At 40.2% G+C, this 12,027-nt stretch carries 11 protein-coding genes; all 11 read left to right on the plus strand.

The annotated features are described in order from the left end of the window. The first annotated feature begins 57 nt into the window (after window positions 1-57). Complete coding sequence (gene remA, locus ACIQAA_RS22190; protein WP_095247706.1) at window positions 58-321, plus strand: extracellular matrix/biofilm regulator RemA; 264 nt, start codon at window positions 58-60, stop codon at window positions 319-321. Window positions 322-332: 11 nt separating this feature from the next. After that, a complete protein-coding gene (gmk, locus tag ACIQAA_RS22195; protein ID WP_402623796.1) occupies window positions 333-947 on the plus strand; it encodes a guanylate kinase in 615 nt (204 codons plus the stop codon). Further along, complete coding sequence (gene rpoZ, locus ACIQAA_RS22200; protein ID WP_179597255.1) at window positions 948-1,193, plus strand: DNA-directed RNA polymerase subunit omega; 246 nt, start codon at window positions 948-950, stop codon at window positions 1,191-1,193. 474 nt (window positions 1,194-1,667) lie between these two features. Further along, the gene (gene coaBC, locus ACIQAA_RS22205) at window positions 1,668-2,891 is read left to right on the plus strand and encodes a bifunctional phosphopantothenoylcysteine decarboxylase/phosphopantothenate--cysteine ligase CoaBC (protein ID WP_402623798.1); all 1,224 of its coding nucleotides are present in this window, start codon (window positions 1,668-1,670) and stop codon (window positions 2,889-2,891) included. Beyond that, window positions 2,878-5,289 (plus strand): primosomal protein N', encoded by a 2,412-nt coding sequence (gene priA, locus ACIQAA_RS22210; protein WP_402623801.1) that lies wholly within the window; start codon window positions 2,878-2,880, stop codon window positions 5,287-5,289. The genes coaBC and priA overlap by 14 nt, the downstream gene beginning before the upstream one ends. A 119-nt stretch (window positions 5,290-5,408) precedes the next feature. Further along, window positions 5,409-5,894, plus strand: coding sequence for a peptide deformylase (gene def, locus ACIQAA_RS22215; protein ID WP_402623804.1), 486 nt, complete (start codon window positions 5,409-5,411; stop codon window positions 5,892-5,894). Then, on the plus strand, window positions 5,891-6,835 hold the full coding sequence (gene fmt, locus ACIQAA_RS22220) for a methionyl-tRNA formyltransferase (protein WP_402623807.1): 945 nt from the start codon (window positions 5,891-5,893) through the stop codon (window positions 6,833-6,835). Before def ends, fmt begins: the two co-directional genes overlap by 4 nt. Window position 6,836: 1 nt before the next feature. Beyond that, window positions 6,837-8,186 (plus strand): 16S rRNA (cytosine(967)-C(5))-methyltransferase RsmB, encoded by a 1,350-nt coding sequence (gene rsmB, locus ACIQAA_RS22225; RefSeq protein WP_402623809.1) that lies wholly within the window; start codon window positions 6,837-6,839, stop codon window positions 8,184-8,186. 3 nt (window positions 8,187-8,189) lie between these two features. Further along, window positions 8,190-9,281 carry a dual-specificity RNA methyltransferase RlmN gene (rlmN, locus tag ACIQAA_RS22230; protein WP_402623812.1) on the plus strand — a complete coding sequence of 364 codons (1,092 nt, stop codon included), beginning with the start codon at window positions 8,190-8,192 and terminating at the stop codon, window positions 9,279-9,281. Between the two features lie 5 nt (window positions 9,282-9,286). Further along, window positions 9,287-10,039 carry a Stp1/IreP family PP2C-type Ser/Thr phosphatase gene (locus ACIQAA_RS22235; RefSeq protein ID WP_402624026.1) on the plus strand — a complete coding sequence of 251 codons (753 nt, stop codon included), beginning with the start codon at window positions 9,287-9,289 and terminating at the stop codon, window positions 10,037-10,039. Beyond that, window positions 10,039-12,000: a Stk1 family PASTA domain-containing Ser/Thr kinase gene (gene pknB, locus ACIQAA_RS22240; RefSeq protein WP_402623813.1), complete on the plus strand. Its 1,962-nt coding sequence runs from the start codon at window positions 10,039-10,041 to the stop codon at window positions 11,998-12,000. The genes ACIQAA_RS22235 and pknB overlap by 1 nt, the downstream gene beginning before the upstream one ends. Window positions 12,001-12,027 lie beyond the last annotated feature (27 nt).

Consider the following 12,027-nt stretch of genomic DNA (forward strand, 5'->3'; position numbering starts at 1 on the left):
GTGTTTAGAAAATGGCTGGCTCGACCAAAATATATTATTGATGATTGGATGATAATCATGTCGATTAAATTGATTAATATTGGATTTGGAAATATCGTATCTGCCAATCGGATAATTTCAATAGTAAGCCCTGAATCTGCTCCGATTAAGAGGATAATCCAGGATGCCCGTGATCGGGGTTCATTGATTGATGCTACATATGGAAGACGTACACGTGCGGTCATTGTCATGGACAGTGACCATGTCATTTTATCAGCTGTACAGCCTGAAACGGTTGCCCATCGACTGGCAGACCGTGATGAAATTATTGATGAAGGGTAGGATTATAGAAAATGCAGGAAAAAGGATTACTTATCGTATTTTCTGGTCCCTCTGGTGTCGGAAAAGGAACAGTTAGAAAAGAAATATTTTCCCATCCGGACACGGCTTTTGAATACTCAATATCCGCAACAACCCGTGCGCCTCGACCTGGGGAAGTAAATGGGGTCGATTATTTTTTTAAGTCACGTCAGGAATTCGAAGAATTAATTGAGCAGGGTAAACTGTTAGAGTATGCTGAATTCGTTGGCAATTATTATGGCACACCTGTAGATTATGTGCGCGAAACCTTGGATGCCGGGAAAGATGTTTTTTTAGAAATCGAGGTAAAGGGTGCACGACAGGTTAGAGAAAAATTTCCAGAAGGTTTATTTATTTTCTTAATGCCTCCAAGTCTTTCCGAGTTAAAGAATCGGATTGTTACCAGAGGTACCGAAACAGAAGAGTTGATTAACAATCGGATGTTATCAGCGCGTGAAGAAATTGAAATGATGGAATTATACGATTATGTTGTAGAAAATGATCAGGTAGAATTGGCATGTGAACGGGTAAAAGCAATTGTTGTCGCAGAACATTGCCGCCGGGAACGTGTAGAACATCGATATAAAAAATTACTGGAGGTTGAATAAATGTTATATCCTTCGATCGACTCATTACTTAATAAAATTGACTCAAAATACTCGTTGGTTTCTGTTGCGGCAAAACGTGCTCGTTCAATGCAGCAAACACGTGATGAAAGATTACCTAAATATGTTTCCTATAAACATGTGGGAAAAGCATTAGAGGAAATCTATAGCGGTGAGCTGACATATAGAATTCCCAAGAAATCAGAAACAGGTGCTATTTACGGTAAGGATAGTAATATAGGCAAGTAATAACAAGAAGGTCTGACACAGAACAATGTCAGCCTTTTTATTTTTTATCGCAATTAAATATTAAAGCTCCTTATTGATTATTGCACTCTGTTGATTGGAGCGGAAGGCACGTAGACTCCTGCGGGATGAAAAGGTCTTCGGGAGACCCCACAGGCGCATAGCGCCGAGGAGAAGGAAAAGCGGAAGCGCCTTGTCCAGACCCGACAAGCGCTGGAGGGCCTGGCGTTGATGTCGCTTTTTGACTTCATCGTCAGGACCGAAGCGACTCGAGGGTCTAGGCGCTGTAGCTAGACAGGCTCCCGGACCCTCCCGCGGAAAGCGAAGTGCCTGGAGTGGAAATCAACAGACCAGTTTACATCGCAAATCGAAAAAAAAGGCGTTTTTTGTAGAAATGCAGTTGAAAAAGATGAAAAAATAAAGTGTTTCTAGCATAATAAAAGAATAGATACTTGTGGAATAGAAGCGGGGGATACGTTGATGTTGGATAAAAAGATTTTATTGTGTGTGTCAGGTGGCATTGCGGTATATAAGGCAGCAGCTTTAACAAGCAAACTTGTCCAAGCTGGTGCTAAGGTAAAAGTAATCCTTAGTGACTCTGCTGCAAAATTTGTTTCCCCTTTAACTTTTCAGGCGTTATCTCGAAATGATGTGTATACCGATACCTTTGAAGAAAAAAATCCGAATGTGATCGCGCACATCGATTTAGCTGATTGGGCAGATTTAATACTTGTGGCCCCTGCAACAGCCAATACGATAGGTAAACTGGCAAATGGCATTGCGGATAATATGATTACCACCACCTTACTTGCCGCAACGGCTCCAGTTTGGATTGCCCCGGCGATGAATGTACATATGTATGACCATCCAGCAGTGAAAAAGAACATATCCATATTGGCCATCTACGGTTATCAATTTATTGAACCAAGTGAGGGCTATTTAGCTTGTGGCTATGTAGGCAAGGGTCGTTTAGAGGAACCTGAGAAAATTGTTGAATTAATCAAACAGCATTTTTTTAATAAAAACTCTTTGAAGTTAAAAGGGAAAACCGTTTTAATTACTGCTGGTCCAACAAGGGAAAAGATTGACCCCGTCCGTTTTATTACGAACCATTCTACAGGAAAAATGGGATACGCTCTTGCTGAAGCAGCTCAGAAAGAGGGCGCAAAAGTAATATTAGTTTCTGGACCGGTCCATTTATCTCCTCCGGCTGGTGTAGAGATAGTTAAGATTGAGAGTGCAGATGAAATGTATCATGCAGTCATGAACAAGTTTGATGATGCGGATATTATTATAAAAACAGCAGCAGTTGCTGATTACACTCCTAAAGTTTCTTATGATCATAAAATGAAAAAGCAGCCTGGGGACAAGGTGATTGAACTTGAAAGAACGAAGGATATTTTATATGAGCTGGGAACAAAAAAGAGAAACCAGATTCTAATTGGATTTGCAGCAGAGACTGAAAATGTTGAAGAATACGCGGTAAAAAAACTAAAGGTTAAAAATGCAGATATGATTGTAGCCAATAATGTTAAGGCAGAAGGTGCAGGTTTTGGCGGGGATACAAACATCGTGACGCTTTTTAAGCGTGATGGAACCAAGATTGAGTTACCTTTAATGTCAAAGCTTGAGGCTGCACATAAAATTATCGAAGAAATAGTTGTATCCCCAAAGGGTTTGGAACCAAATGAAAGTTGCTAGTGTTATTGTTGATGTGCCCGCAAAACAAACGGATAGGGCGTTTGATTACTTAATTCCAGCCCAATGGCAAGAGACTATCCAGCCCGGAATGAGGGTAATTGTCCCCTTTGGTCCAAGGAAAATTCAAGGTTTTGTTACCGAGATAAAAGCAGAATCAGAATTTAAGAAACTCCGTGAAATTATCGAACCGATGGATTTAGAACCTGTTCTAAATCAGGAATTACTTGATCTCGGTAATTGGCTGACGGAAAATACGTTGTGCTTTAAGATTTATGCCTTTCAGGCAATGCTTCCGGCTGCATTAAAAGCTAAATATGAGAAGAAGGTAAAGCTTTCCACAGGAGTAAAACTAAATCAATTACCTGCGCAGCTTCAAGAGGTATTTAAAAATGAAGAAGCGATTCATTGGGATGAAGCCTTAGAGACTGGTCTAGTTCCCATCCTCCAAAGAGAAGCTGCTAAAGGGCTGTTAGAAGTTATATATGTAGTGAAAGAAAGACTAAAGAAAAAGAAATTAAAATATGTTATTCCATTGCTTTCCTCAGGAGATTTGGAAGCTGCGAGTAATAGCCTGCCTCAAAAAGCTGAAAAACAAAAGGTAGTTTTAAGGTATTTTGTTGAACACAGTGACCCGGTGGAATTGAGACAGTTGTTATCATATTTAAATATTTCCGCATCAACAGTAAAAGCACTAGTTGAAAAGGGATTTCTTGCTGAACAGGATATGGAAGTTTATCGTGATCCTTATGAAAATCGCACCTTTACACGCACCGAGCCTCTGCTCTTAACAGAGGACCAGCAGCGAGCGATGGTTCCCATTTTAGGCAGTATTGAAAATAAACTCCATGAGGTGTTTTTACTCTATGGCGTAACTGGCAGCGGGAAAACTGAAATTTACTTACAAACCATTCAGGATGTCATTGAAAAAGGCAGAGAAGCGATTGTACTTGTACCAGAAATCGCTTTGACTCCGCAAATGGTAAATCGCTTTAAGGGCCGTTTTGGAAATTTAGTAGCGGTATTGCACAGCGGGCTCTCTGCTGGAGAAAAATATGATGAATGGCGGAAGATTCAACGTCAAGAGGTTAAAGTGGTTGTGGGTGCAAGGTCAGCCATCTTTGCACCTTTTGAGAACCTGGGAATCATCATTATTGATGAGGAACATGAAACTAGCTATAAGCAGGAAGAAATGCCGCGCTATCATGCGCGGGATGTGGCCATTGAACGAGCCCAAAAAAATAACTGCCCGGTTGTGCTTGGGAGTGCAACTCCAGCACTTGAGTCTTTTGCAAGAGCACAAAAAGGGGTTTACACACTATTATGTCTGCCAAGCAGAATGAATAAGAGAGCACTTCCAGCTGTAGAAATTATTGATATGCGTGAAGAACTTAGAGCAGGGAATCGCTCCATGTTTTCGAGAAAGTTGTTTGAATTGCTGAAAGAGAGAATTGAAAGAAAAGAGCAGTCTGTATTATTTCTCAACAAACGTGGTCACTCATCATTTGTTATGTGCAGGGATTGCGGGTATGTGATGAATTGTCCGAATTGTGATATCTCCTTGACCTATCACAGAGTTAAGGACCAGATGAAATGCCATTATTGTGGATTTGAGAGCCATGTACCCAGTCAGTGCCCTGAGTGTTCAAGTGATTACATTCGCTATTTTGGTACGGGGACACAAAAGGTTGAAGAAGAACTAGGGAAAATTCTTCCTGAAGCAAAGGTAATTCGTATGGATGTTGATACAACGGGACAAAAGGGAGCCCATGAGCGGCTGTTAAAGGAATTCCATGAAGGCAAAGCAGATATTCTTTTAGGAACGCAAATGATTGCAAAAGGACTGGACTTTCCTAATATTACCCTTGTCGGCGTTCTCTCAGCGGATACGATGCTCCATTTACCAGATTTTCGCTCCTCTGAAAAAACCTTTCAGCTATTAACACAAGTTAGCGGCAGGGCGGGGCGCCATGAGTTACCCGGGGAAGTCATCATCCAAACCTATACTCCAGAGCACTATAGTGTAGAGCTCGCCGGAACACAGGATTATGATCGCTTTTACCACAGGGAAATGATGATGAGAAAAGCTCATCATTACCCGCCATTTTACTATTTGGCCTTAATTACGATTAGTCATGAAGAGTTAATAACTGTCGTATCGGCAACGGAAAAAATCGCCGCTTTTGTCCGCTCCCGGTTATCCAATCATGCAGTGGTTCTAGGGCCGGCTGCCTCACCAATCCCGCGGATTAATAATCGTTACCGCTATCATTGCTTAATAAAATATAAGCGGGAACCGGAGCTTAATAAAACACTAAAAGCCATACTCGACCAGTATCAAGGCGACCCAAAAAGCGGCTTACTTGTATCAATCGATGTAAACCCATTTATTTTAATGTAACGATAGCCAAATATTGGTGATATAGAAGGTTATGATAGAGTAATTTGGGTGAAAATGTATAGTAATTAATAATAAAGATAAAAAAATCGGACAACTACGATTTAGATGGAGGAACACCTTTGGCCATACGAAAGATTGTTACGTACCCTGCTGAGGTACTTGAAAAAAAATGCCGGACTGTTGTTAAATTCGACAGAAAGCTTGCTAAATTACTTGATGATATGTATGACACCATGATTGAATATGACGGTGTCGGCCTTGCTGCCCCGCAAATTGGGATAGATGAACGAATTGCCATCGTTGATATTGATGATGAATCAGGAACGATTGAGATGATTAATCCTCGTATTACCAATACATCAGGAGAGCAAACGGGTCCAGAAGGGTGTTTAAGCTTCCCAGACCTTTTTGGAGAAGTTACCAGACCCAATTATGTGAAAATCGAGGCATTCGACCGAAAAGGAAGAAAATTCACCCTTGAAGCGGAAGAATTTCTCGCAAGGGCGATACAACATGAAATTGATCATTTAGACGGGGTATTATTCACATCTAAAGTAAGCCGATATCTCGAAGAAGATGAGTTAAAAGGAGTAGAAATTGAATGACGAGAATCGTTTTTATGGGTACCCCAGACTTTTCAGTACCCGTGTTGCGAAGAATTATAGATGACGGATATGAGGTTATAGGTGTGGTTACCCAGCCGGATCGGCCAGTTGGCAGAAAAAAAGTACTAACACCGCCGCCTGTCAAAGTTGAAGCATTGAAACATGGAATCCCTGTCTATCAACCTGAAAAAATTCGCCAAAAAGAGGAAATGGAAAAAATTATTTCTTTGAATCCCGATTTGATTATTACAGCGGCTTTTGGACAGATATTGCCGAAAGAAATATTAGAAGCACCAGCACATGGCTGTATTAACGTCCATGCCTCGCTTCTTCCGGAATTGCGCGGCGGAGCACCCATTCATTATGCCCTCATCCAAGGCAAAAAGAAAACAGGGATTACCATTATGTATATGGTTGAAAAGCTGGACGCAGGTGACATATTAACTCAAGTAGAAGTAGAGATTACCGAAGAAGATAATGTGGGCACCCTTCATACTAAGCTGAGCAAGGCTGGTGCAGAGTTATTATCTGAAACTTTGCTAAAATTACTCGAAGGAAAATTAACGGCTGTTCCTCAGGATAATGAGAAAGCAACGTTTGCTTCTAATATTAAACGCGAGCAGGAAAAAATTGATTGGTCCAAAACGGGCGAAGAGATTTATAATCATATCCGCGGCTTAAACCCCTGGCCAGTTGCTTTTACAACGCTTGATGGTCAAACATTAAAAATCTGGCGTTCAGAAAAGGTCACAGGTACAAAAAGTGAGGAGCCAGGGACTGTCATAAAAAACGACGCTGATGGTATCACGGTAGCAACCGGTAATGACACAGCTATTAAGATTAAAGAGCTGCAGCCCTCTGGAAAAACAAAAATGACTTGTGAAGAGTTTTACAGAGGTGCAGGATCGAAAATCTTAGTGGGCAGCAGACTAGGAGAATAAAATGACGAATAAAAAGAAAAATGTACGTGAAGCAGCGGTGGAATTACTTGAGAACATTGAAAAGAATCAATCTTACAGTAACTTGCTGCTGAATAGTACCATTGAAAAAAACAAAATTCCCTCTATTGATATCGGTCTACTGACGGAGTTAACATATGGAACATTACAAAGAAGGATGGCGCTCGACTACTTTCTAAAGCCCTTTTTAAAAAATAGCAAAAAGTTGGAAAATTGGGTGCGGCAGCTATTAAGGATAACCCTCTATCAAATGGTCTACCTTGATAAAATTCCCGATAGAGCCGCCATATTTGAAGCAGTCGAAATTGCTAAAAAGCGAGGCCACAAAGGGATTGCCGGAATGGTAAATGGTGTGCTGAGAAGTATTCAGCGTGAGGGACTTCCATCGTTGGATGAAGTTAGTGATCCAATTGAAAAGCTATCAATCGAAACGAGCCACCCAGAATGGCTCGTTAAGAGGTGGGTTGACCAATTTGGTTATGAAAGAACGAAAGAAATGTGTGAGGTCAACTTAACGGCACCACTGCAAACAGCGAGGGTAAATCTAACAAAGACGACCATCCTCGAAGTCATTGAGGATCTAGATGAGGAAGGCTTTCTAGTGGAAAAAAGTCCTGTTATTCCTGAAGCTATTAGAGCATTGAGAGGGAATTTAGCTTTTTCAAGGGCATTTAAAAAAGGCATGATTACCATACAGGACGAAAGTTCAATGCTGGCTGCCTATGCACTCGCTCCCAATGAAAACGAATTGATTTTGGATGCCTGTGCCGCTCCTGGCGGAAAAACTACTCATATTGCAGAAACAATGAAATTAACTGGCGGAGTAATCTCGCTGGATTTACATGAACATAAAGTAAAATTAATTAATGAAAATGCTAAACGTTTAGGTTTGGGCAATATAAGGACAATTGCAATGGATTCACGCAAGGCAGGAGAACAGTTTCAAGAGGAATATTTTGATAGAATCCTTCTAGATGCCCCATGCTCAGGGCTGGGTGTTATGAGAAGGAAACCTGACATGAAATATACCAAAAAAGAACAAGATCTGTATCAATTAAGTACCATTCAACAAAATTTATTAAACTCTGTCTCACCTTTAGTGAAAAAAGGTGGAATTCTTGTCTACAGTACGTGTACAGTAGATAAGGAAGAAAATGAAGGGACTGTCTTGAAATTTTTACAAGAGCATCCTGAATTTGAGATAGATGCTTCATTAAAAGAACGAATGCCTGAGGCAATCCAACCCCTGGCAGCAGATGGTTTTTTACAAATCCTGCCCCAGGATATTGGCTCCGACGGTTTCTTTATCGCATGCTTAAGAAAGAAGGTGTAATAGTTGGAACAACTAAATACAACTGAGAACAATACAACATTGGACATAAAAAAAACTTCTATTTATTCCCTGCAGCTTCATGAGCTCAAGGAATGGCTGACTAATAATGGTGAAAAGCCTTTCCGGGCAGAGCAAATTTATGACTGGCTATACAAAAAAAGAATATCTTCGTTTGAAGATATGAATAATTTATCAAAAAGTTTACGTGACAAGCTTTCTGACAATTTTCAAATTACCACATTAAAAACAGTTATAAAGCAATCTTCTTCTGACGGTACTATTAAATTCCTGTTTGAATTGCACGATGGATACTCAATTGAAACAGTCTTAATGCGCCATGATTATGGGAATTCGGTGTGCGTAACAACGCAAGTTGGCTGCCGGATCGGGTGTACTTTCTGTGCTTCGACACTTGGCGGGCTTAAGCGTCATTTAGAAGCTGGTGAAATTGTTGCGCAGGTTGTAACGGTGCAGCAAGCTCTTGACGAAACAGACGAGCGTGTCAGCTCAGTAGTTATTATGGGAATTGGTGAACCCTTCGATAATTATGATAATATGATGTCATTTCTTAAAATCATTAATAATGATAAAGGATTGATGATTGGTGCACGTCATATAACAGTATCAACTAGTGGTATTGTTCCGAAGATTTATCAATTTGCAGATGAAAATATGCAGATTAATTTTGCTATTTCCCTACACGCACCTAACACAGAATTAAGGTCCCGGTTAATGCCAATCAATAGAGCATATAAACTAGATGACTTAATGAAATCTGTAAGGTATTATATCGATAAGACGGGGCGCCGAATTAGTTTTGAATACGGCCTTTTCGGCGGTGTTAATGATTCTGTTGAACATGCCGAAGAATTGGCAGCCTTATTAAAAGGACTAAAATGCCATGTTAATCTTATTCCTGTTAATTATGTTCCAGAGAGGGACTATGTACGTACCCCGAAGGACAAAATCTTTGCATTTGAAAAAACACTCAAAAACCGCGGTATTAATGTAACCATTCGCCGGGAGCAAGGTCACGACATTGACGCAGCATGTGGACAACTTCGTGCAAAGGAGCGAAAAGAAGAGACGAGGTGACAGCGTTGAAGGCTGTGTATAAGACGGATGTAGGGAGAATTCGAAAGAATAACGAAGATAGTGTTGGTGTATTTTTAAATCGAGACGGGCAGCGCCTTGCCATTGTAGCTGATGGTATGGGCGGTCACCGTGCCGGCGACGTTGCAAGCAACATGACATTAACCACTTTAAAAGAGATGTGGGAGGAATCCGAAGGGATTCAAACTGCAGAACAAGCGGAAGAGTGGTTAAAAACAAGAATAATTCAAGTGAATAGATTGTTGTTTGACCATTCAAACAGCCATGAGGAATGTGATGGAATGGGTACAACAATTGAAGCTGTTATTACGACAAATCTATTTGCTACAATTGCTCATGTTGGAGACAGTCGCTGTTATATATTAAACGAATCGGGATTTCAGCAATTGACGGAAGATCATACACTAGTCAATGAATTAGTTCGCACAGGGCAAATATCTAAGGAGGATGCTGAACATCATCCTAGAAAGAACGTTATCATGCGGGCTCTCGGAACGGAACTGAATGTTAATATAGATATTAAAACGATAACCTTTGAAGAAGGAGACAGCCTTTTATTATGCTCTGACGGACTCTCGAACAAAGTTAGTGAAGGAGAAATGGCTGATATTCTAAAGAACGATGATGACTTTGAGAAAAAAGCGAATACTTTAATCTCGATCGCAAATGAGCGTGGCGGCGAGGACAACATTTCACTGGCAATTGTAGAGTTTTCTGATTCCGGCGAGGGTGATTTATAATGTTAATTGGAAAACGATTAAGCGGTCGATATAAGGTATTAGAAATGATTGGCGGCGGCGGGATGGCGAATGTCTACTTAGCCCACGACATGATTCTTGACCGTGATGTAGCCGTGAAAATGCTTCGTCTTGATTTTGCCAATGATGAGGAATTTATTCGCAGGTTTCGCAGAGAAGCACAATCAGCGACAAGCTTAGCTCACCCGAGTATCGTAAGTATTTATGATGTTGGAGAAGAGGATGATCTTTATTTTATTGTAATGGAATATGTTGAAGGGCAAACACTTAAACAATACATACAACAGAATTCACCGTTACAAGTTGAAGAAACCATTGATATTATGAAACAATTGACATCTGCTATTTCTCATGCCCATCAAAATCACATTATCCACAGGGATATCAAGCCTCAAAATATTCTTGTTGATCGTTTTGGAAATGTGAAAATAACTGATTTTGGCATTGCGATGGCTCTAAGTGCAACAAGTATTACTCAAACTAATTCTGTCTTGGGTTCGGTACACTATTTGTCACCCGAACAAGCACGTGGAGGCATGGCAAATAGGAAATCAGATATTTATTCCCTTGGAATTGTCATGTTTGAATTATTAACCGGCAGACTTCCTTTTTCAGGTGAATCTGCAGTCTCGATTGCATTAAAACATTTGCAATCAGAAACTCCTTCCGTAAGAAGGTGGAATCCGAACGTTCCACAAAGTGTTGAAAATATCGTGTTAAAGGCGACTGCTAAAGATTCCTTTCATCGGTATAACAGTGTAGATGAAATGGAGGACGACTTAAGAACGGCTCTCGACTCTGAGAGACTGGATGAAGCAAAATTTGTTATTCCTATTGACGATGAAGCAACGAAGGCAATTCCAGTGATTACGAACGAACGTCCATTTCAAAATCTTGATCAGACATTGGTACATAGTCAGGATAAAAACAATGGAAATGTTGTTGCAGCAAATAATGGTAAAGAACAGAAAAAGCGTAAAAAGTGGCCTATTATATTAATTTCTACTTTTATTTTATTAGCATTAGTAGGGTTATTTACTGTTACCGTATTACCTAAATTAATGGCACCTAAAGATATTACCATCCCTGATGTTAGTGGGATGGAATTAGATGAGGCAATTGCAAAAATAGAAGCTGCTGGTCTTCAGGTTGCGGAAGAAATTGAGAGTACTCATGAAGAAATTGAAGAAGGTAAGGTAATAAAAACGAATCCTGAAGAGGGTAGTACTGTTAAAGAAAATGCTGGAATTGCGGTATACTTTAGTACTGGAAAGCAAAAATTTGAATTAGCAGATTATATCAATTGGAACTATGAAGATGTGGCTAGATTATTGGATAACCAGAACTTTAAGGATATAAAAGTAACGGAAGTATACGATGAAAGTGAACCTGGTACCATTCTTAGTCAAAAACCCGAAAGCGGCGAGGAAGTTGTTGCGGAAGAAACGGTCTTAGAATTTGAGGTTAGTAAAGGACCCGAGAAAATAATTCTGGAAGATTTAATACAGTCTAATTTAAAAGGTGCACAGGATTATATAGATTCTGTAGGTTTAACTCTTGATGCTTCAGAGGAAAGGTATGATGAAACAGTTCCTGCAGGAAATATTGTTTCGCAGTCACCAGCTCCAGGAACTGAGATGAAAAAGGGTGACAAAGTTTCCGTCGTTATTTCAAAGGGAAAAGAAGAAAAACCACCTCAAATGGTTCCGGTTGAAATAACCATACCGTATACAGGGACGGAACCAAATCAAGAGCAAACCGTTCTCATTTATATTCAAGACGTGGACCGCACGATGACCACTCCAGCAAATACCTTTAAAATTACGGGAAATGCCAAAACAACGATAAATCTTTTGGTTCCTTTCGATGGTGAAGCTGGATATAAAGTGTATAGAGATGACAGGGTAATATACGATGAAACTGTAGAATATCCAGAACCTTAATGGTTTATTATCATGGAATGCTAAAGA

The sequence above is a fragment of the Neobacillus sp. NPDC093182 genome (genome assembly GCF_044754045.1).